Raw genomic sequence first — 21,010 nt, forward strand, 5'->3', positions numbered from 1 at the left:
TATTGTACAACAAACCTTAGCAACAATCGAATGATTCGATGAATAAGTAAATGAATAAGTAAGTAGTTAGAAGGTGTAAAAATATTTTTTTCGAATACACTTGTAATTAGAGCGCTTCCATATTAAAATGAAATCAATCCCACTTGTACGTACAACTATCTTATTTCCATTCTATTTAAGAAAAATGGATTATGTTGTACGTACATAATATTTTTATATCTATCCATAGCTTTTAATAGTGAACAGTCGCATATAATGCGGCTTTTTTGTGTATATGTTTACCTAAATACACTTCATGCTTGAAATTTGTATTTGACAATGAGAATCATTATCAAATATTATTTGATTAATAGGGAGTGAAAGCATCCCATATTTCAAATAAAGGTGAGGGATGAACTTGGGTAAAATCATGATTGCTTATGCAAGTATGACCGGTAATACAGAGGAAATCGCGGAATTGATCGCCGAGGGCGTTCGTCAGGCAGGACATGAGGCAGAGTTGAAGGCTTCGTATGATTGCAGCGCGCAAGAACTGCTCGCATATGATGGATTCCTCTTGGGTGTATATACATGGGGAGACGGTGAGCTTCCTGATGAATTTTTAGATTTTTACGAGGAATTAGACGAACTTGATCTGTCAGGTAAAAAGACTGCTGTATTTGGCAGTGGAGATACATCTTACACACAATTCTGTGGAGCAGTGGACCTGGTAGAGGAAAAAGTCAAAGAACGCGGCGCATCGGTCATTCAGGAGAGTCTCAAAATTGAATTCAATCCACTCGATGATGAGAAGGAGAATTGCCGGGCTTACGGAAGACAATTTGCGCAGGCTGGTATCGGAGTGTCCTGAGAAGAGAGTGAGGGATAGATATGCGCAATAGCGATAGCTTAAGTGGTTTTCCTCTTCTGCACGACTACCAGCTTGAGGAGATGTGGAGAACTCCGCAGCCAATCCGTCAATCACACAGAAAACGAGGGCGTGAGGGTTGGAATTGGCGGCAACGGGTTCAATATGCGATAGGGCATGCGCTGAATGAATACTTTGGAATGGAAGTAGAGATACGGCGAGAAGTCCCTGTCCAGTATGTGCTGGAGAAGTGGTGGCCTAAGCAATCGAACGGTTTTGAATCCTTATTCCATTACTGGGATGTCAAAAATAAAGTGTCAGGTGAGTTGTCAAAAATATGTGCATTAAACAATGACTTATTGGTGCCTGTGATGCTGTATGAACAATTTTGTACAGCAGTGCCTGAGTTAGAGGTCGATATTTCGCTGATTGTTCAGGCTGCCTGGCAACAATCAGAACAAGCGGATTCATTGCTGATTCAAAAGTATATGGTGGACTATAATCCCAACGTTATTAGTACATTTCAACATTTAACAAATGTATTTTGTTATTATGCATTTGGCGCTCTTCCTCAGCTTATTGAAGTATACTCTCTGTTAGAAGGCAAGAAGGTTCGTTTTCTTCCTGGGTCGACTTCTTTACAGCAATCTCTGGATTACGTGCGACTATTGAAAGACTCCAGAGAGGATATGCAGAGGACGGTAGAACATTGTTGTTGCAGAGGATGTATGGGACAGCAAAGTTCTGAGCAGAACAGAGGCCATAAGGACAAAAAGGAAGGGCGGGAGGCGAATAACAGTAAGGATCGGTCAGTTGGATCTACGCTTTTCTCTTAGGCTTATTGTGCCCCCCTTTACTTGTAAACGATCCCTTCTCGTGAAAGAGCCTTGGAAACAAGGTTCTTTTTTATGAAAAAAAATTCTGAAAAAACTGAAAATTTATATTGCCTGAATAGATAAATATATCTATAATATTTCAATGTACAATAGTTATATGAAAATATTTAAATATAATGAAGACGGTTTGTGGACTATGGATCAGCTTGTCCTACGTACATAAATAAGTCCTGTCTTTTGCATGGCTTACTGCTATGCGTTTATTTATGCTCTACAATTGGTTTAATGGCCTAATATTTCAATTTTAAAATATTAGCGTTGAATAATAAAAATTTTTTGGACAACAGGGGTGGAACAAGTGAGTAAGAAAACTGTATTGCCGATTCTCATCGTACTGCTCATTCTGAGCGGTGGAGCTATTGGCTACTATTATTGGTATCAGGCAACACACTTTGTTAAAAGTGACGATGCACGCATTCAAGCCGATCAGTATAAGGTGATGCCGCAAATCTCGGGCGAGATTAGTCACATTGATGTAGAAGAAGGCGATGTGCTTCAACGTAATGAACCCATTGCTGAGCAGGATGTTTCGGGACTGGATGCAAGCATGATTAGCAAGTCTGTATTGCGTGCGCCGATTAACGGAACTGTTATTAAGATTTATTCGAAGGAACATGAAATCGGAACACCGGGTAGTGCTGTAGCGACTATGGTTGATATGAACAACCTGTATGTATCCACGAATATTGAAGAAACCGATATTAACCGTATTAAACCAGGACAGCTTGTTGACATTACGCTTGATGCAGCAGGCGATCAGGTCATTCAGGGTAAGGTTCGTAAAGTGGGCGAAGCTTCCAATGCAGTGTTTTCGCTCGTTCCTGCTGTGAACACAAGTGGTAACTTTAATAAGGTGACTCAACGTGTACCTGTAGAAATTGCTGTGAACAAGCCGAAGGACATGAAGCTTATCCCTGGGACGAACGTGGAAGTGAAAATTCATACATCTTAAAAAGGAGGGGTCCATGTGGCTGCCAATGAAACTGCTGCTGCTCCTTCGACAGATTCTTCCAAAGAACGCTGGCTTGCCTTTTTTGCTATCGTTTTAGGCGCCTTTGTCGCCATTCTGAACAACAGTCTGATCAACGTCGCCATTCCACGATTGACGACGGATTTAGGGTCAACGACGACACGTATTCAGTGGGTTATTACAGGTTACACGCTTGCATCCGGCGTAATCGTCCCGATTACCGGATATATGGAGCAGCGTATCGGGTACAAAAAGTTTTTGATTCTTGCGCTTAGCGTGTTCTCGCTGGGAACAGGAATATGTATTTTTGCATGGAGTGATTCTTCCCTGATTGCAGCGCGTGTACTGGCTGGTCTGGGCGGCGGTGTCATTATGCCGCTGAGTATGACGATTATTTACAAAATCATGCCGCGTGAACAAATCGGGATGTCCCTTGGTATATGGGGGATCGCCGCAATGGCCGCACCAGCTGTAGGGCCTACGCTGAGTGGCTACTTAATTGAATGGTTTAACTGGCGTTTCTTGTTTATTGTCAGTCTGCCGGTTGCTTTATTTGCCATTTTAATGGTCATCCTTCTCATCAAGGAGCCACCTAAGGTTACGCCGAAACCGTTTGATCTGCCAGGATTTTTACTAGCGGCAACCTGTGCAGGAACACTCTTGTACGCACTGACAAACGGCCAGCGTGATGGCTGGACTTCTTTTGGGATTGTATCTCTGCTGTTTATTTCTTTCTGGGCTCTTGTCTTTCTCATCTATGTAGAAAGCGGCAAGGATAATGCTGTAATTGAAATTTCATTATTCAAAAATTCAAAATATACGATTAGTGTTATCGCCTCCAGTCTGGTCATGATGGGGATGTACGGAGGAACGTTCCTTACACCGTTGTTTTTGCAAAACATTCAGCGCGTGTCACCGATTGATACGGGTATTATTCTCATCCCGCAGGCCATTGCCATGGCGGCCATGATGCCTATTGCTGGTAAGCTGTTTGATAAGTTCGGTATTGTGCCTCTGGGGCTTGTGGGCCTGACATTAACCAGCTTTATGACCTATCATCTTCATCAGCTTACACCAGATACTTCGCATGCCTGGTTGGAAACCGTAATGGCATTACGGGGTCTGGGAATTGGTATTTGCATGATGCCATTGTCCACGGTCGGCATGAATGCTGTTCATCCGAGCAAGGTAGCCAATGCGTCTACAGCGTCCAATCTGGTACGTACCGTGGCTGCATCTATGGCGATTGCGGTGCTGACAGCCATTATGCAAAGCCGTTCGGCTGCTCATGCCCAGCAAATTTCGGAGTCCATTACACAAGACTCGGCTCATACGCTACAAGCGACAATGGGTAGCTCATGGATGTCATCCATAAGTAGTTTAATTACACTGGATGCTACATCGAGAGGAATTGGGGATACGTTCCTCATTTCATCTATACCGCTGTTTTGCACGATTCCACTCATCTTTTTGTTTATTCAGAGGAAGAAAGCAAAGACACAGCCGGAAGCTTAATAAAGGGAACTACAAAATATCGACTGGATGGCTTACATTATTTCCACGGACAGAAAGAAAGGGAATTATCATGAAAATATTGAGAGTAGAAAGTACATTAGCGGCTTTGGTGCTCGGCGGCGCAGTGCTGGCAGGCTGCTCCAGTAATAGCGGAGCGGCTCAGGATATGGTCGTTCCGGTTAAAATCAGCCAAGCACAGCAGGGGATCATCGGACAAGGAAATATTTATACAGGGACAGTGACACCTTCCGAGACAGTGAACATTGTGCCAAAAATGGGCGGTAAAGTGATTGAACTGCCTGTAGATATTGGTTCTGAGGTTAAAAAGGGTCAAGTCCTGTTCAAGCTTGATGACAAGGATATGCGGAATAATGTTGCTAAAGCTCGCGCCGCAGCAGCTGCGGCAGCAGCCGGCGTAAGTACTGCTCAAGCATCACACGAATCATCTATGGTTCAAGCAACTTCTGGCTTAGTGCAGTCCAAGAGTGGTGTGATTCAATCCCAAAGTGCGATCAATCAGGCACAGGGTGCGATCAATCAAGCTACTACAGCTGTAGAGCAAGCGACACATGGTGTCTCTTCGGCAGCCAACACGGTGAAACAAACGCAGCAAGCTTTGGCAGATGCACAGAAAAATGTAACACGTACACAAAGCCTGTTTGATGCAGGTGCGAGCACCCAAGCACAATTAGAACAAGCAAAGACTGCGGTTGTGAATGCGGAAGCGGCTTACAACAACGCACAAAATGCGCAGGCGAATGCAAAGGATCAATTGGAAGCTGCTCAAAAGGCTTTAACTACAGCCCGCAACAGCTATGATTCAGCAAAAAATAGCTACAGTAATGCCAATAGCGGCTACAGCAATGCGCAAAATCAACTCAAAGTATCTCAAAATACTGCCGGTGTTGAGTCTAGCCAACAATCTCTTAAGCAGGCACAACTGAATGTAAACATTGCTCAGGATGCTTTGGATGACACTGTTGTTACATCGCCGATCAACGGTATTGTGGGTACAAAAAATGCAGAAGTGGGCGAAATGGTATCCGCTCAATCTCCTGCGCTGGTCATTGCTAACCTGAGTACGGTCAATACATTGATCTATGTCCCTGCGGAACAGATTAACAATGTAAAAGCAGGTGACAAGGTACAGGTTCGTGTTGCAGCTTCCAACATTGTAACAACAGGTACAGTAAAAAATGTAAGCCCATTGGATGCAAGCGGAAAAGGTTATCCTGTAAAAATCTCAGTAGCCAATCCAGACATGAAACTGAAATCCGGCATGTTGGCTGATATCAGCTTTGTCGCTGCCAATGCGCAAGAAGGTATTGTTGTTCCTACTGCGGCAGTTCAAAAGGATCAAGGTAAAGAATATGTATATGTAGTAAACGGCGACCATGCGCAACGCAAGGAAGTGAAGACTGTTCAAACGACAGGTTCACAAACGCTCATTACCAGTGGCTTGAGCAAGGAAGAGAATGTGATCGTGAATAATCTGGCATTGCTGTCCGATAACTCACCAATTACAATTACCCAATAACTTGGTTCTAAATTTGCATTCCTTATAATAGTAGAAGTTTATTATGGATACGTTCCAAGACAGCTCGCTTGCGGGCTGTCTTGTTTTATTTCAGTGAGCACATTTTACATAGGCTTAATGTCGATCTGGGACTTTTTTTGACGAACATTGGTAGAATAGGATAGACTAAATTGGAAATAGATAGTTTGCGAGATCTCAGACAAGCGATCGGAGGAATTGTAAGATGGAAGTGAAATTGGTAGTGGACTATGAAGCTTATGAGGATGGCCAAACGATGGCTAAGTTTATTGAGGAACTGGCCTCCAAGCCGGAGAGTGCCCAAGTTACGGATCTAATCATTGGAGATTGGGGCGGCGCCTATGAAAATTCACCAGATGATTTTATACCGGTATTAGTGAAGCTAAAAGATCAATTCCCTGCGGTACGCAAGCTGTTTATTGGTGATATGGAATATGATGAGTGTGAGGTATCATGGATTAACCAAACGAATCTGTCACCGCTGTTAGAAGCGTTTCCAAAGCTTGAATCCTTACATATTAAAGGAAGCCAGGATCTGAGCTTGGAACCACTTCGCCATAATCATCTTCAAGAATTAGTTATTATTTGTGGCGGTCTGCCTGTGAGCGTTCTTCAGCAAATCCGTACTGCCGAGCTGCCTGAACTGCGCAAGTTGGAGTTGTATTTAGGTGTCGAGGATTATGGCTTTGACGGTAATCTAGAAGATATTTTACCGTTCTTGAACAGCAATCCTTTTCCCAAGCTTACATACTTGGGACTTAAAGACAGTGAGCTACAGGATGAAATTGCAATTGCTGCTGCGAATGCTCCTGTGATTGAACAACTGGAAGTGCTCGATCTCTCACAAGGTACTTTGTCTGATCAAGGTGCAGAAGCGCTGCTGGCGAGTGAAAGTATAAAAGGACTGAAGCATCTGGATTTAAGCTATCATTATATGTCTAGTGAAATGATGGAGCGCTGGAAAAGTTCAGGTTTATCTGTGAACATAGAGGATCAACAAGAAGCAGATGAAGAAGATGATTGGCGTTATCCATCACTGACTGAGTAATCTGTCTTAATGGATTTCCAGAACGGGTTGATTTTAATATTAAAATGAATTAAAGTGAGGCGGCTCTATGATGATGATGTGGGATAGTAAAGTCAACGAGCCGTTTATCTTGTTTGGTAATTCGGGGAATCGTCGAACTATGGGACTGCAGGAGGCGCGAAGCAGATTAAAGCTTCCGTCCGCTTTGGAGATTTCTTATACAGATGTATTGGGTGCCATTCGGGAGAAGCACAGTCTGGGCGAGCTGATGGTCAGGATAGCTGCACAAGCTACGCAAGAGAGCGTAAATGGCAGTATGCATGTACAAGAGAGCGTTAATCAATTACTGGCAGGGCGGGTGGACAGCGGCCCGTTGCTTCGTCTGGATGCACCGGGCGAAAACTTTGAAGTAGAGCGGGAGTTGATTGCTCTGGGCGCCCCGGATGCCGAGGGAGACGACTCGCTGTTGCCATGGCCAGAATGGGCACATGGCATAGGTATATTGGCGGCAGAGGCTCGCCTCTTACAGGAGCAGCATGGTCGCATTTGGCACCCGGCACAATGGTTCCGGGGCTATTGCCGTCTATTGGCTTGGCTGCGGTATGAAGCAGCTCAGCTTTGGCCCTCATCACGCTGGATGAACGACCCGGCGGAAGTAGCCGTAATGTTTGACAAACGACGTTGTAGCGCCGTATTAGACCAGGCAGACATCAGGGTCCCGCCTGTGCTTACAGCTTCAGGCGGTGCTTTTCGTGATGCTGTTGATCTGCATACAGCTATGAGAGAGAGTGGGTTTCACCGCGTATTTGTGAAAATATTTTGCGGATCAGGTGCTTCGGGTGTTATGGCTTATCAAGTACATCCCCAGACACATGCAGAACTGGCAGTAACCACGATTGGAACAGAGATCATACACGGACAGCGCGTGTTTTATAATGCCGGACGATTGCGTCGTTATACAGACAAGCAGGACATTCATACCATCCTTAATTGGCTATGCTTGGAAGGGGTGCATGTGGAGCGCTGGATCCCCAAAGCGGCCCTGAACGGACGTGTTTATGATGTGCGTCAACTTGTGTGTGGATCAGAAGCTTGTCATGCGGTTTTACGGCTGAGCCACAGCCCTATTACAAATCTACATTTGCGTAATGAGCGACTTTTGCTAATGGATGCCGGACTACCACAGAGTACGGTAGAATCGGTCCAGTACACTGCAAAAGCAGCCATGAGAGTTTTTCCGGCGTCCATGGTTGCTGGACTGGATGTATTGGTTCCAGCTCACGGGGGCCGTCCCTATATATTGGATGTTAATCCGTTCGGTGATTTACTGTACCGGGTTGAACATCAGGGTTGGAATCCATATGAATGGGAAATGCTGCACCTTGCTAATAGAGGCGTGATTTTGGAAAGGAAAGACAGATGATGTTTGACATGAATCAAATTGTCGGCTCTCATGACATTGTCATGATTACGCTTGATACCTTGCGTTATGATGTAGCAAAGCTGGAAGAAGAAAACTGTCCGAATTTGTGCGGCTCCGGGTCATGGGAAAAGCGTCATACACCGGGGAGCTTTACGTATGCTGCACACCATGCTTTTTTTGGCGGATTTTTGCCGACTCCGGCCAATACGGATAAGGCTTCACATATCAGGCTGTTTCACACAAAGGATACGGGATTGCGTACGCATCCACATACCTGGTTGTTTGATGCTCCGGATATTGTGTCCGGGCTAGAGAACGAGGGCTATCGGACCATCTGTATCGGCGGCGTTATTTTTTTCACAAAGAAAAACAAGCTGGCGAAGGTATTGCCCGGATATTTTCAAGAGAGCTACTGGCGCATGAACTTTGGCGTTACCAACCCTCGTTCAACCGAGCATCAGGTGAATCATGCCTTGAAGTTGCTGGAGAAGACAGACCCTGCTCAGCGCTTGTTTTTGTTTATGAATGTATCAGCAATTCATGGGCCTAATCATTATTTTGTAAAGGGCTCTACAAAAGATTCAGTGGAGTCTCAACGAGCAGCTTTACGGTATGTGGATGGTGAGCTTGGACGCTTGTTTGATGCTTTACGGAAGCGGGGCAAGACGTTTTGCATGGCTTTTTCCGATCATGGCACAGCTTATGGCGAAGACGGCTACGAAGGGCATCGCCTGGCACATGAGGTAGTATGGAATGTACCTTACCGCGAATTTATACTGTAGAACAAATGGAAAGTAGATTGCACTGGTAAAGAACCAAGAACTAATCCAGCGCGAGGAAGGAGCAGAAATGAAAGCTATGAATGTGAACCACCTGCATCCAACGGGCGCAGCAAACCCGACTTCTCCGGGCATGGATACAAATTTAGTGAATTCAAGATATCAGTGGCCGGATACTCCTGTTGAATGGGCACGCACGATCCGGGAAGCTCCTTATCGCTCCTATCTGTACTCTTATCCGCATAAAACGGCCTATCGTTCGTTTGATACACCGATCTCATTGCAGGAATTGTGGGAGAAAGAAGAGTTGGAAAGCTATTTTTTGTATATGCATATACCGTTTTGCGCAGCTCGCTGTGGGTTTTGTAACCTGTTCACTTTGCCGGACAAGCGACAGGATGTGCACAAAGAGTATGTAGATGCGCTAGAAAGACAGGCTCGGCAATGGGCGCCCATTATGGGCGGTCGCCCTTTTTCACGTTTTGCGATTGGCGGCGGTACACCGACCTTACTGGAGGCTCCTCTGGTGGAGCGTTTATTTGACATTGCAGAAAATATTATGGGATTGGACCCACAGCGAGCTTCTATTTCAGTCGAAACCTCTCCCGACACTGTAACCGAGGATAGGCTGGAAGTGCTCAAGCGCCGCGGTACAGATCGTGTCAGCATGGGAATCCAGAGCTTTGTAGAATCAGAAAGTGCCGCCATATACCGACCTCAGAAGCCCAAGCTTGTTAGAGAGGCGCTTGAAAGGCTGGTAGAATACAATTTTCCTTTGCTCAACGTGGATCTGATCTATGGTCTGCCTGGTCAAACGGTGGAAACCTGGTTGTATTCTCTTGAGGAAGCCCTGTCTTATTCGCCAGGAGAGATCTTTCTTTACCCGTTATACATTCGTGAAAATACAATTTTAAAGCCGGGTTATACCGGGCTGGATCTTGATATTCGGCTTAGTTTGTACGAAGTAGCGAGCGAGCGACTCAAGCAGGCAGGATATGTACAATATTCCATGCGCCGTTTTGCTAAAAATGAGGATTCATCTAGCAAGGAGCTTTTACCCTACAGTTGCCAGGAGGAGGGTATGGCTGGACTGGGGTGTGGGGCGCGCTCTTATACACGGGATGTGCACTATGCCAGCCGGTATGGTGTTAGTACAGCAGCTACACGCAGTATTATTGCAGATTATGTGGCGGCGGAGCGTCATGATCTGGCTGACTACGGCTTTATTTTAGATGAGGATGAGCGTAAGCGGCGCTTTATCCTGAAGGCGCTGCTTCATCGGGAGGGTTTGGAGCTTTGTGCCTATGCAGAGCGCTTCGGCGTATCTCTGACGGACGATTTTACAGGGATATCGTTGCTGCTGGAATCGGGTATGGCTGTGGTCGAGGAGGGTACACTTCGACTTACGGAGGAAGGGATGGCCTATTCCGATGCGATTGGAGATTGGATGATCTCTACGCCAGTACGCGAGCGTATGGAAGGATATGAAGGTGCATGAGAGCGACCCTATATTATCGTGGTTCGTTGACCTCGTGCAACTATGCCTGTCCTTACTGCCCATTCAGTAAAAACGTCGATAGTCGGGAAACGTTAAACCAGGATCGGAAACAACTGGAGCATTTTGCTGATTGGATACGGGAGCAGGGGGCTTTGGGGCATCAGCTATCCATTTTTTTTAATCCCTATGGAGAGGCCTTGATCCATTCCTGGTATCGTAAAACCATGATTGAGTTTTCTCATATGGCGCATGTGGAAAAAGTGGCGATACAGACAAATTTATCAGCTAAGCTGGATTGGACAAAGGAGCTAAATCCAGATACGGCTGCGCTGTGGGCAACATATCACCCTGGAGAAACGAAAGAGCAAGCTTTTATATCGCAGGCTATGAAGTTATATGAGCGTGGTATTTCCTATAGTGTTGGCACAGTCGGGTTAAGACAGGCATTTCCGGCTATTCGCTCCTTGCGGGCGCAGCTTCCAAAAGAAATTTATATGTGGGTTAACGCCTACAAGGACCGACCACATTATTATGAGGCTGCCGAGGTGGCTGAATTAACTGCGATAGATCCCTATTTTCAATGGAATTTAAAAGACTATAGCAGCCAGGGACGAGCATGTCGCGCGGGAGAGGATGTGTTTTATGTCCAAGGTGACGGACGAGTAAAACATTGCTATCAGGATCGACGTGTGATTGGGCACCTGTATAGAGACGGTCTGGAGGGACTGAGCGCCCAGCGTCCGTGCCGGATGAAAGCATGTGGCTGTTACATCGGTTATATCCATATGGAGGAGCAGCCGTTTCGGGAAATGTACGGTAGCGGCTTGCTGGAAAGGGTGCCGAACAAGTAGATGTATTCACACTTCTAATGGTTGTTAAAATACAGAAGTGTATTCTGATATATTGATTTGACTAATGCAAATGAGCCCATCACAGATGGTTTGGAAGTTGATATATTTCCTAACAAATCTGTGATGGGCTTTTCCTTAACGCTCCCAAAAGTTATGACTTATCCTAAGCAATCTTCGATGATGCTGTAACAAGAAATGTAAAAAAACCGACCTTTTCATCAAGCAAGGTCGGTTCTACTGTTATATAACGTACTTATCACGACAAATCAATGCGATATGCAGAGTTAGTTCTGGACAATAGCGGTAATTTCTTCATCTAGGTCCAATCTGACCTGCTCGCGATAGGCACGAATATTGTATTCGGAATAAAGATATCTCAGAATAGCTTCAATCATATTGGCTTCCACCAGGTATTGACTGCGGCCTTGGACATGAACTTCGGCTGTATAGCCTGTATCCTCATCCCAGCTTAGCTCCACAACCACATCGGTGGGCTGTACACCCTTGCGCTCAGCTATATGCAGGCAAATGGCATTTACAATCTCATCCATACTCAAAATCATAGCTTAGTTACGTCCTCCACGGGAGTCATCTGGTCTACGGCGATTTTTGATGGCTCGGTAAATACCTACACCCACCATAATCAGGACATAAATCGCTAGAACGTTAACAGCTAGGCCAAGCAAGCTACCCAATGCGCCCATGTTGCCAAACAATCCGCCGAAGAGCATACCTGCCAAGCCGCCCAGCATCATACCTTTGAGGAATCCGCCGCCACCGCCGAGGAATCCACCAGTTCTGCTGGTGCTGCCTGTAGCTGCGCTAGATTTAGTTCCACTATCAGACTTATTGATGCCGCTGCTGTCATTCGCCTTGCTTGGTGTAGATTGGTATGATTTAGGTCCGGATTTAAATCCGCCGCCCCGCCTTGCATCAGCTGTAGATGGTGCGATCATAGCAATGAGAAGGGTGAAAGCCATCATCAGCATCATCATATTTTTTAAAGTGAATGTCTTTTTCATGTAAATATAATCCCCCTTAGTAATTTGTGTTATAGGTCAAACAACCGCTTACCTGTAATACGTTATAGTATGGAAAAGGGTTTCAAAGAATTTTAAATTTTAAAAAATAACACGATGATGTACATAAATCCTATGCATAGACTGATAAAAGGATTTAGCTTTACGGTTTAAGTAAAAACGGATTAGTGTCCGCTCTAACATCACCAGCAAGCAGCATGCGCAGAACCATTTGGCACCATTCCAGGCCTGCTTTAGCATTCATCAGCCCTTTTTGCACCAGGATATAGTCACCGAAGTTTTTACTGCCAAAGTGTAAATCTTCTGCAGGGATATCGTTCAGTATATCCTCCAGATGCCGGATTTTCTGAATAAAATAACGTTTCCGTTCTTCCAGCATACGATTGGCGCTAGTTTTGTCCGTCAACCAGAGACAGAATAATCGAAGGCTTAATTCGTCCCGCGTAACCGGAGCAGCTAATGCTTCCTGAGACCATTGCTGAAGCATGTGGATTCCCTTGTCAGTTATGGTGTACATTTTTTTATCAGGCTTGTCGGACTGCTGAATCCAACGGGAGGCTAGTAATTCCTTGCTCTCCATACGGGCCAGTAGCGGATAGATCTGACTGTGCTTAGCCTGCCAAAAAGGCTGAATACGCAGCATCAGATCATAGCCGGAGGATTCCTCTCTGGCGAGAAGCCCCAACAGACCATACGATAGTAAATTCATTTATCTTATCTCCTTCATCCATAGTAACGGTTGAAACAGCTCTGCGGCAGGTAATCTGCTGCTTCATGAAAAGTGTACACTGAAACTGTATGGTTTGACAACTTTCACACTGGTCGTTCACAGGTTAGCCAAAATTAGTTGAGGTCATTCTGTATGTATATGTGCTTTTTTTCATAGAAAACAGGGTAGTCTAAGCACGTATGTACGAGCCTGAACTACCCTGTGTACTGTCTGCCAAAAGGCTACTGTTTACTGATTATGCCCATCAACGACCAGGGTTAGCGCCCCTGTATCTGGATGAATTACCATGCCATGAACGGGCGTATTAGGAGGGAGAAGGGGGTGGTTTTTAATAAGCTTCACTGTAGTCTGTACCCCTTCTTCAATGTTGTCAAAACCTTTCAACCATTTATTTAGCTTAATACCTGAATTCTCCAGTGTACTCAGCACTTCCTGCGAGATTCCGCGATCAAGCATTTCATTGACCATGTGGTCAGCGTTTAATGCAGCCATACCGCATTCATAATGACCTACAACGAGCACTTCGTCTGCTCCCAGCTCGTAAAGAGCGACTAGCACACTGCGCATTACGCTTCCAAAAGGCTGTGAAATAATTGCTCCTGCATTTTTAATGATTTTGACATCCCCGTTACGTAGATTCATGGCTTTGGGGAGCAGCTCCGTTAGCCGCGTATCCATGCAGGTAATGATGACCATTTTTTTGTTAGGGAACTTGCCTGTTCTATAGGCCTCGTATTCTTTGTTTTCCACGAAAACGCGATTGTACTCTAAAATTTCTTGGATGTGATCCACGATTGTTCCCTCCAGATTCTAATAAAGTTTAATATGATGTACAGCCCAACGTTTGATCCAGGTATTAGGAGCTGGTCGTACATGTTGTGTGTTGATTATACTTTTTAATATAATTATCATCAAGTATAGGTATCTAAAAATTTTAACCATTTTAAGTTAAAGAGGTGTCCCTAATTATGGAGCAACAAACGTTGGATCAATGGACGGCTTTAAAGGAAATTGCACACAAAATCAGTGGTTACGGCGAAGCAGTCGGCTTGCTGCACTGGGATTTACGGACAGGCGCTCCACGCAAGGGCGTTGACATCCGGTCGGAGACGTTGGGCATGCTGTCCACGGAAATGTTCAAGCTGATGATCTCGGATGAAATGGGGCAGTTGCTGCAATTTTTTGCCGCAGAAGATAGGCTGAAGCAACTGGAAGACAATGATCGCAGACTGGTAGAGGAATGTCGCAAAAATTATGACCTGAACCGTTCGGTTCCGGCAGACCGCTATCGGGAATACAGCATTTTAGCGGCCCAGGCGGAAAGCAAGTGGGAGGAAGCAAAGGAACATAGCGACTTTGCCGGATTCGAACCGTACTTGTCTAAAATCGTAGACATGAAGCGTGAATTTATCGGCTACTGGGGTGTTAAGGATACAGAGTACGACACGCTTTTGGATCAATATGAGCCAGGGATGACCGTTGAAAAGCTGGATGCGGTTTTTGATCGTCTCAAAAAGCGCCTTGTACCTCTACTGTCTAAAATTCAGGCCTCACCTAATCAGCCGGATAAAAGCTTTTTAGACGGTGTATTTGATGTGAAGCAGCAGGAAAAGTTCAGCCTATTTATTTTAGGACAGATGGGTTATGACTTTGACGCAGGTCGTTTGGATGAAAGTGTGCATCCCTTTGCGACAGGGTTAAATCCAGGTGATGTGCGTATAACAACACATTATTTGCAAGATGATGTAACCAGTGCTATTTTCAGTTCGCTGCATGAAGGAGGGCATGCACTGTACGAACAAAATATTGCCCCTGAACTGGCAGGATCACTACTATCCGGAGGCACCTCTATGGGTATTCATGAATCCCAGTCCCGCTTGTGGGAAAATAAAATCGGACGCAGTCGTGCTTTCTGGGAACGGTATTACGTTGATCTGCAGAAGCATTTTCCTGACCGTTTGGCGCAGGTCACGGCAGAGCAATTTTACCGGGCAGTCAACCGTGTGGAAAATTCATTGATTCGTATTGAAGCGGATGAGCTGACATATAATCTACACATCATTGTCCGTTATGAAATTGAAAAAATGTTGTTTAATGAAAAGCTGGATGTAAAGCGTCTTCCTGAGGTGTGGAACGCAAAATATAAAGAATACCTGGGGCTTCTTCCCCCGAACGACGGGCTGGGCGTACTTCAAGACGTTCACTGGTCCGGTGGTGATTTTGGTTATTTTGCTTCTTACTCGCTTGGCAATATGTATGCAGCTCAAATTTTGGCGACTCTGCGCAAGGAGCTGCCGAACCTGGACGAGCTAATTGCTGCTGGTGAGTTGGAGCCGATCAAGCAATGGCTGACTGAACGAATTTACCGTTACGGCAAGAGCCGCACGCCGTCTGAGTTGATTGTAGCCATTACGGGCGAGGATCTAAACCCCGATTATCTCGCCGACTATCTCGAACAGAAATATACATCCATATACAAGCTGTGATTTAGAAGACCCCGCATAATCGCACATAAAGCCCTGCGTTCTTAGGCGAATGCGGGGTTTTTATGTGCGATTAACCATTATATCGACAGCCGCATAACAATATATGAAGTCAATGATGTAAAGGTGGGGAGGGAACAAGGATGAAAAACGGCGCTCGTTTTAAAGCAGTGGTGGCTGCGGCACTACTCGGATTACTGTTGCTCAGTGGTTGTGCCCCTAAAGGGGATCAGACGATTGAGATCAGACTTGGCGAGGTAGCCCGTACAGTCTTTTATGCGCCGCAGTATGTAGCCTTGAGCCAGGGGATGTTTGCTCAGGAGGGACTGGATGTTCAGCTGGCTACGATCCCTGGTGGAGACAAGGCGATGACAGCGTTGTTGTCCAATCAGGCAGATATCGCGCTGATCGGCGCAGAAACATCTATTTATGTGTATCAGCAAGGAGCAGAGGACCCTATCATTAATTTCGCCCAGTTGACACAGAAGGACGGAACCTTTTTGTTTGCACGGCAGACGCAGGATAGCTTTGACTGGGAAAAGCTGAAGCAACAAAATTTTTTGGGACAACGCAAGGGCGGAATGCCACAAATGTCACTTGAATTTACGCTTCGCAAACACGGCATTGATCCTCATAAGGATCTGAAGCTGATTCAAAATATTGATTTTGCCAATGTCGCCTCTGCTTTTGGTTCGGGGACAGGGGATTACGTGCAGCTGTTTGAGCCACAGGCTTCTATTTTTGAAAAGGAAGGTCGGGGGCGGGTAGTTGCCTCGATTGGTGTAGAGAGTGGCGAGTTGCCGTATACGGTATATATGGCAAAGCAAAGCTATCTAAAGACGAATAGCGAAGCTGCTCAGAAGTTTACAAATGCCGTATACCGGGCTCAGCAGTGGATTGCTACGCATTCACCTGAGCAGATCGCTGAAGCGATTACTCCTTATTTTAAAGATACAGAATTAGCTGTTCTGACGAGTAGTATCAAGCGCTATAAGGAACAAGGTACCTATGCAACGAATCCGATCATTGAGGAAAAGGAATGGAAAAACTTACAGGATGTCATGGCTTCGGCAGGTGAGCTGAAAAGCCCGGTCGCACTAGATAAGCTAGTAAACCCAAGCTTTGCAAAACAGGCGATCTCCTCCAATTCTATCAGGAATACTAAGACAGATGTGAAAAAGAGCACAACGGAAGCTACAAATGCAGCTGTCGACGCTGGAGGTTCACCATGATGGAGGAACGGAATGGTCTTGATGCCAATGTGACGATCCCGATGGTGAGTATGGAGCAAGTGACACACGTGTATGTAACGGAGCGCGAAGCTTCACTGGCGGTTGAGAATATCGATTTTTCCGTTAATGCAGGGGAGTTTGTCAGTTTGGTCGGTCCAAGCGGTTGCGGCAAAACGACGATCCTGTCCATGATCGCCGGGCTGCTGCGCCCAGCGGCAGGTCAAGTCATGCTACAAGGTCAGCCGGTAAATGGCCCGAGCCCTGAGGTCGGTTATATGCTGCAGCAGGATTATCTCTTCCCGTGGCGGACGATCATGGACAACGCATTGTTAGGTCTGGAACTAAGCAATAGAGTAGATGAAGCTGCTCGTGAACGGACACGATTATTGCTGGAAAGCATGGGCCTGGGAGGAAAGGAGCATTTGCATCCATCCCAGTTGTCTGGAGGAATGCGCCAGCGTGTGGCGCTGGTACGGACGTTGGCGACTAACCCTGGACTGCTGCTGCTGGATGAGCCGTTTTCCGCGCTGGATTATCAAACCAAGCTCCAACTGGAAGACCTCGTTGTGCAGACCTTGCGCGAGCGAGAGAAAACGGCGATTTTAGTCACGCATGATTTGGCCGAGGCTATCGCAGTTAGTGACCGGGTTATAGTGATGGGGCGAAATCCTGGTCATATCCGGCGTACCTTCGAGATTTCGGATTCTATCCGGGAGGCTCAGCCTTTTTATGCACGCGAGCAGCCGGGCTTTAATGAACTTTTCCATGAGATATGGGGGGAACTGGAGGCTTCGGGAGCAAAGGAGTGAGTTAACGTATGAAGCACGAAGCTGATCAGCTTGAGCAACGCTGGATTCAAGGAATGCATCAGGCGTATTTACGTAACAGACGTGTGCAACAATGGTTAGTAACAGGTGTGCAGGCAGCTATTTTGTTGCTTTTATTTGTATTGTGGGAAATTGCCGGCCGTTTGAAGTGGATTGATGTATTGTTGTTTAGCTATCCTAGCAAAATTTTTACTCAGATCGGCAAGGACGCGGTCAGTGGTGAATTATGGGGGCATGTAGGCATCACTGTTGGAGAAACGATGGCAGGTTTTTTGCTCGGCACACTGCTCGGTACATTGCTGGCGGTGCTTATTTGGTGGTCGCCGTTTTTATCGAGGGTGCTTGACCCATATATGGTCGTGTTTAACAGCATGCCCAAGGTAGCGCTGGGTCCGATTTTTATCGTTATGTTTGGGGCGGGTTTTACCGCGATTCTGATGACGACCCTCTCCATTACAGTTATCATTACGACACTTGTGGTGTACAACAGCTTTCAGGAAGTCGATTCGAATTTGATCAAAGTGGTTCGCACGTTTGGAGGCTCACGGCGTGATACGTTTCAAAAGGTAATTTTGCCCGCATCCTTCCCCGCAATTGTCTCTACGCTGAAAGTAAATGTCGGCATGGCATGGGTTGGCGTGATTGTGGGTGAATTTTTGGTCGCTAAAAACGGTTTAGGTTATTTAATTATTTATGGTTTTCAGGTATTCAATTTCACGCTGGTCATGTCTAGTCTGTTGATCATTGCTGTCGTAGCTACATTGATGTATCAGGCAGTTGTGTATGTGGAGCGCCGCCTGCTTTCGGGCCGTCCTCATCGGTAATTATTAAATTTCTGAATATTTGTGCATAACGTGAAAATAAAGTACCATGAAAATGAAATACTTAATATTTATGAAAATGAGAAAACAGATTTCATCTAGAGGGGACAGAATTTTTTCATGGGCTTTCGTACGATTAAAACGGCTATTGCCGCATTAATGGCCGTACTTATTGCGGAGGGAGTAGGCATTCATGGAGCCACTTCGGCAGGGCTTTTAGCAATTTTGGGAGTGGATGTCACACGCAAGAGAAGTCTCCGTACCATTTCGGCGAGATTTTTTGCATCCGTCGTGGGACTTCTTTTTGCTTGTGTTTTGTTTGTCGTATTTGGATTTCATGATTGGGTACTTGCATTATATATTTTAACGGCGTTTCCGGTCATTGTACGGGTGGGTTTTAAGGAAGGCATCGTTACAGGTTCAGTCGTGGTTTTCCGAGTATTCAGCGGCGGTGTGATTGATATGGAAGTATTGCTGACTCAGCTGGCTCTACTGGTGATTGGACTGGGTTCTGCGATGGTTGTCAATTTAGCCTATATGCCGCGTTCTGATAATACCATGCAACAAATCCGGCAGGAGGTGGACCGTACCTTTTCAGTTATATTCAGAAATATGGCCAATACACTGCGTAATCCGGCATACATATGGGATGGCAAGGAAGTTATTGAAGCGGACAGCGTAATCTCCAAAGGGGTCACCGAGGCGGGGCGTTCATTAGAAAATCAGATGCTCCGTCCCCAAGAGAGCTGGAATGTGTATTTTTATATGCGCAAAGAACAGCTGGATTCAATTCAAAACATGATGCAATTGATTGCACAAATGTATCAGCACATGCCGCAGGCCAAGCTCCTGGCCGAGCTGTTCGATCAGCTTAGCAATGACGTTTTGGCTGGGCATTATACCGGGCAGACCGAGAAGCTACTGGAACAGGTTCGTGAAGAATTTAAAGCGATGGAGCTTCCTGCAACACGGGAGGAGTTCGAGATTCGTTCGGCATTGTTGCAGCTTACACATGAGCTTCACCTGTATTTGAAAATCGCTAAAAAGGACAAGGCTCCTACTCCAGTGAAAAATTAGAGTAAAGACCTTGAGCGGCTACTATCCATGACGGACAGTAGCCTTTTCTTGTTCAGTGACGGCAGAATCCGCATGCGCGAAAGTTCTTTTATGCCGGATTCGATCTGTAATCCATAAGACAGCAGTGATCAGGCAAGGGTAAAGCATAGCCCACCCAACAAAGGGAAAGACAATTGCCGTGGAGATGAAGGAAATCCAGCTAATGGAAACTCCCCATCGACTCCCGCGTAGGAGCTTGATTCCTGCTGCACACCCCCCCAGATAGGTCAGAATGAAGGTAGCATTCGGGAACTGGATTAGGTTGGTGAGTGAAACAGCACCGCTACCGTACAACACCATAATGATTATGAAGCAGGCGCTAAGAAAAGCAATGCCCCCGATGGGAGTATGAAAGCGTTGTGATAACATACCCATCCAGCCAAAGGCCTGTCCTTGCCGGGATAAAGCATAAGCGACACGTGAAGCGGCCCCCACATAAGCAATAATAGTAGCAGTACAAATAAAAATACCTGTCAGGCCTGCAATGATCGCGCCCCACGGCCCAATAGCCTGACTAATCACCCATATGAGCGAAGCATCCGAACCCCCTGCAAGGTAACTTTGCGTACCTACTGTAGCAAGCGCAGTAAGGAAATAAAGCAAACCGACAATGACGGCTGCAATGGTCACACCTCTAACGGCAGACCGCTGGGGATTGGTAAATTCCTCTGACATATGGGACACGGCTTCCCAGCCGATAAAGCACCAGAACAGGATCGCAGCGGCTTGGCCGACAGAAAGCCAGCCATGTGGAACAAACGGCGTGAAGTGAACAGTTTTCATTTGAGGGAGTGCTGCGGCAATAGTGAATATCAGGACGGCAACGATGGCTATAACGACAGCAATCTGAATACGTCCGGCGACCTTCATACCGATCCAGTTGATGATCAGGCCCACCGCCAACATAGCAGCGGCCAACATTATGCGGCTTTCTTCTCCCCAGCCCATAGCAGCGGTCATATAGCCGGCTCCGGTAAGTGCGGCAACAGGGGCCCCAATTGGAACCGACATGAGAAAAAACCACCCAATATAAGCACCGGCACGTGGAGAAAAGGCCAACGTCACAAAATGTGATACCCCGCCCGCATTCGGAAATTTGGCAGATAGAAGTCCCATGGAAAGCGCCATTGGTAGAATGAGCAGGGTCATGAAGCCCCATGCCAGCAGCGAGGCTGGACCCGCCATTTGGGCGGCAAGGCCAGGCACAATCAATATCCCCGAACCCAGTACAGCTCCGATATAGAGCGCAATGGCCTGTGGAAGACCAATAGTGGATTGAAGCTTATTTTCATTCGTCATGCAGAAAAGCCTTCTTTCGCTTGTTATTTCCTCCAGCTTATCAGATAATCAATCTATCGGAAAAACGGAATATAACGATGATTTGCATCGAAAAAAACGAT

General features: G+C 46.1%; 20 protein-coding genes. 15 read left to right on the forward strand and 5 right to left on the reverse strand.

Features of this window, described 5'->3' with window-relative positions:
- The first annotated feature begins 391 nt into the window (after positions 1-391).
- From ABEW32_RS17190 to ABEW32_RS17235, 10 genes are all read left to right on the forward strand, one after another.
- Positions 392-850 carry a flavodoxin gene (locus ABEW32_RS17190; protein WP_016822119.1) on the forward strand — a complete coding sequence of 153 codons (459 nt, stop codon included), beginning with the start codon at positions 392-394 and terminating at the stop codon, positions 848-850.
- Between the two features lie 20 nt (positions 851-870).
- Positions 871-1,683, forward strand: a complete 813-nt coding sequence (locus ABEW32_RS17195; protein ID WP_430189706.1) for a hypothetical protein — start codon at positions 871-873, stop codon at positions 1,681-1,683.
- A gap of 358 nt (positions 1,684-2,041) precedes the next feature.
- Positions 2,042-2,695 carry an HlyD family secretion protein gene (locus ABEW32_RS17200; RefSeq protein ID WP_013371571.1) on the forward strand — a complete coding sequence of 218 codons (654 nt, stop codon included), beginning with the start codon at positions 2,042-2,044 and terminating at the stop codon, positions 2,693-2,695.
- A 15-nt stretch (positions 2,696-2,710) separates the two neighbouring features.
- Positions 2,711-4,228 carry a DHA2 family efflux MFS transporter permease subunit gene (locus ABEW32_RS17205; protein ID WP_430189708.1) on the forward strand — a complete coding sequence of 506 codons (1,518 nt, stop codon included), beginning with the start codon at positions 2,711-2,713 and terminating at the stop codon, positions 4,226-4,228.
- Between the two features lie 70 nt (positions 4,229-4,298).
- Positions 4,299-5,765 carry an efflux RND transporter periplasmic adaptor subunit gene (locus tag ABEW32_RS17210; protein WP_430189710.1) on the forward strand — a complete coding sequence of 489 codons (1,467 nt, stop codon included), beginning with the start codon at positions 4,299-4,301 and terminating at the stop codon, positions 5,763-5,765.
- A gap of 223 nt (positions 5,766-5,988) precedes the next feature.
- Positions 5,989-6,831 (forward strand): STM4015 family protein, encoded by an 843-nt coding sequence (locus tag ABEW32_RS17215; RefSeq protein ID WP_430189712.1) that lies wholly within the window; start codon positions 5,989-5,991, stop codon positions 6,829-6,831.
- 67 nt (positions 6,832-6,898) lie between these two features.
- On the forward strand, positions 6,899-8,233 hold the full coding sequence (locus ABEW32_RS17220) for an STM4014 family protein (RefSeq protein WP_430189714.1): 1,335 nt from the start codon (positions 6,899-6,901) through the stop codon (positions 8,231-8,233).
- Positions 8,233-9,015, forward strand: a complete 783-nt coding sequence (locus ABEW32_RS17225; protein ID WP_430190423.1) for an STM4013/SEN3800 family hydrolase — start codon at positions 8,233-8,235, stop codon at positions 9,013-9,015. The genes ABEW32_RS17220 and ABEW32_RS17225 overlap by 1 nt, the downstream gene beginning before the upstream one ends.
- A 67-nt stretch (positions 9,016-9,082) precedes the next feature.
- A complete protein-coding gene (locus ABEW32_RS17230; protein WP_430189717.1) occupies positions 9,083-10,510 on the forward strand; it encodes an STM4012 family radical SAM protein in 1,428 nt (475 codons plus the stop codon).
- The gene (locus ABEW32_RS17235; RefSeq protein ID WP_430189719.1) at positions 10,507-11,361 is read left to right on the forward strand and encodes an STM4011 family radical SAM protein; all 855 of its coding nucleotides are present in this window, start codon (positions 10,507-10,509) and stop codon (positions 11,359-11,361) included. Before ABEW32_RS17230 ends, ABEW32_RS17235 begins: the two co-directional genes overlap by 4 nt.
- 284 nt (positions 11,362-11,645) lie before the next feature.
- Here ABEW32_RS17235 and ABEW32_RS17240 read toward each other — a convergent pair whose 3' ends face one another.
- The 4 genes from ABEW32_RS17240 to ABEW32_RS17255 form a co-directional block, all read right to left on the reverse strand.
- Positions 11,646-11,924: a YxcD family protein gene (locus ABEW32_RS17240; RefSeq protein WP_430189722.1), complete on the reverse strand. Its 279-nt coding sequence runs from the start codon at positions 11,922-11,924 to the stop codon at positions 11,646-11,648.
- Between the two features lie 3 nt (positions 11,925-11,927).
- Positions 11,928-12,383, reverse strand: coding sequence for a hypothetical protein (locus tag ABEW32_RS17245; RefSeq protein ID WP_430189724.1), 456 nt, complete (start codon positions 12,381-12,383; stop codon positions 11,928-11,930).
- Between the two features lie 160 nt (positions 12,384-12,543).
- Positions 12,544-13,110 (reverse strand): PadR family transcriptional regulator, encoded by a 567-nt coding sequence (locus tag ABEW32_RS17250; RefSeq protein ID WP_430189726.1) that lies wholly within the window; start codon positions 13,108-13,110, stop codon positions 12,544-12,546.
- A 249-nt stretch (positions 13,111-13,359) separates the two neighbouring features.
- Positions 13,360-13,923: a beta-class carbonic anhydrase gene (locus ABEW32_RS17255; RefSeq protein ID WP_430189729.1), complete on the reverse strand. Its 564-nt coding sequence runs from the start codon at positions 13,921-13,923 to the stop codon at positions 13,360-13,362.
- A 176-nt stretch (positions 13,924-14,099) separates the two neighbouring features.
- Here ABEW32_RS17255 and ABEW32_RS17260 point away from each other — a divergent pair, with 176 nt between their 5' ends.
- The 5 genes from ABEW32_RS17260 (at position 14,100) to ABEW32_RS17280 (ending at position 19,571) form a co-directional block, all read left to right on the forward strand.
- On the forward strand, positions 14,100-15,617 hold the full coding sequence (locus ABEW32_RS17260) for a carboxypeptidase M32 (protein WP_430189732.1): 1,518 nt from the start codon (positions 14,100-14,102) through the stop codon (positions 15,615-15,617).
- Positions 15,618-15,757: 140 nt separating this feature from the next.
- The gene (locus tag ABEW32_RS17265) at positions 15,758-16,846 is read left to right on the forward strand and encodes an ABC transporter substrate-binding protein (protein ID WP_430189734.1); all 1,089 of its coding nucleotides are present in this window, start codon (positions 15,758-15,760) and stop codon (positions 16,844-16,846) included.
- Positions 16,843-17,655: an ABC transporter ATP-binding protein gene (locus ABEW32_RS17270; protein ID WP_430189737.1), complete on the forward strand. Its 813-nt coding sequence runs from the start codon at positions 16,843-16,845 to the stop codon at positions 17,653-17,655. The genes ABEW32_RS17265 and ABEW32_RS17270 overlap by 4 nt, the downstream gene beginning before the upstream one ends.
- Before the next feature lie 8 nt (positions 17,656-17,663).
- Positions 17,664-18,497: an ABC transporter permease gene (locus ABEW32_RS17275; RefSeq protein WP_430189740.1), complete on the forward strand. Its 834-nt coding sequence runs from the start codon at positions 17,664-17,666 to the stop codon at positions 18,495-18,497.
- Positions 18,498-18,614: 117 nt separating this feature from the next.
- Positions 18,615-19,571, forward strand: a complete 957-nt coding sequence (locus tag ABEW32_RS17280; RefSeq protein ID WP_430189743.1) for an aromatic acid exporter family protein — start codon at positions 18,615-18,617, stop codon at positions 19,569-19,571.
- Positions 19,572-19,592: 21 nt separating this feature from the next.
- Here the strand turns inward: ABEW32_RS17280 and ABEW32_RS17285 are convergent, their stop codons facing one another.
- Positions 19,593-20,909: an amino acid permease gene (locus tag ABEW32_RS17285; protein ID WP_430189746.1), complete on the reverse strand. Its 1,317-nt coding sequence runs from the start codon at positions 20,907-20,909 to the stop codon at positions 19,593-19,595.
- Positions 20,910-21,010 lie beyond the last annotated feature (101 nt).

This window comes from Paenibacillus jamilae, assembly GCF_050482105.1.
Lineage (GTDB): Bacteria > Bacillota > Bacilli > Paenibacillales > Paenibacillaceae > Paenibacillus > Paenibacillus jamilae_B.

Coding starts and splice junctions, on each gene's coding strand:
- ABEW32_RS17190 (WP_016822119.1), top strand. CDS start 392: ATGAACTTGGGTAAAATCATGATTGCTTATGCAAGTATGACCGGTAAT.
- ABEW32_RS17195 (WP_430189706.1), top strand. CDS start 871: ATGCGCAATAGCGATAGCTTAAGTGGTTTTCCTCTTCTGCACGACTAC.
- ABEW32_RS17210 (WP_430189710.1), top strand. CDS start 4,299: ATGAAAATATTGAGAGTAGAAAGTACATTAGCGGCTTTGGTGCTCGGC.
- ABEW32_RS17215 (WP_430189712.1), top strand. CDS start 5,989: ATGGAAGTGAAATTGGTAGTGGACTATGAAGCTTATGAGGATGGCCAA.
- ABEW32_RS17220 (WP_430189714.1), top strand. CDS start 6,899: ATGATGATGATGTGGGATAGTAAAGTCAACGAGCCGTTTATCTTGTTT.
- ABEW32_RS17225 (WP_430190423.1), top strand. CDS start 8,233: ATGTTTGACATGAATCAAATTGTCGGCTCTCATGACATTGTCATGATT.
- ABEW32_RS17230 (WP_430189717.1), top strand. CDS start 9,083: ATGAAAGCTATGAATGTGAACCACCTGCATCCAACGGGCGCAGCAAAC.
- ABEW32_RS17235 (WP_430189719.1), top strand. CDS start 10,507: ATGAGAGCGACCCTATATTATCGTGGTTCGTTGACCTCGTGCAACTAT.
- ABEW32_RS17240 (WP_430189722.1), bottom strand. CDS start 11,924: ATGATTTTGAGTATGGATGAGATTGTAAATGCCATTTGCCTGCATATA.
- ABEW32_RS17245 (WP_430189724.1), bottom strand. CDS start 12,383: ATGAAAAAGACATTCACTTTAAAAAATATGATGATGCTGATGATGGCT.
- ABEW32_RS17250 (WP_430189726.1), bottom strand. CDS start 13,110: ATGAATTTACTATCGTATGGTCTGTTGGGGCTTCTCGCCAGAGAGGAA.
- ABEW32_RS17260 (WP_430189732.1), top strand. CDS start 14,100: ATGGAGCAACAAACGTTGGATCAATGGACGGCTTTAAAGGAAATTGCA.
- ABEW32_RS17265 (WP_430189734.1), top strand. CDS start 15,758: ATGAAAAACGGCGCTCGTTTTAAAGCAGTGGTGGCTGCGGCACTACTC.
- ABEW32_RS17270 (WP_430189737.1), top strand. CDS start 16,843: ATGATGGAGGAACGGAATGGTCTTGATGCCAATGTGACGATCCCGATG.
- ABEW32_RS17275 (WP_430189740.1), top strand. CDS start 17,664: ATGAAGCACGAAGCTGATCAGCTTGAGCAACGCTGGATTCAAGGAATG.
- ABEW32_RS17280 (WP_430189743.1), top strand. CDS start 18,615: ATGGGCTTTCGTACGATTAAAACGGCTATTGCCGCATTAATGGCCGTA.
- ABEW32_RS17285 (WP_430189746.1), bottom strand. CDS start 20,909: ATGACGAATGAAAATAAGCTTCAATCCACTATTGGTCTTCCACAGGCC.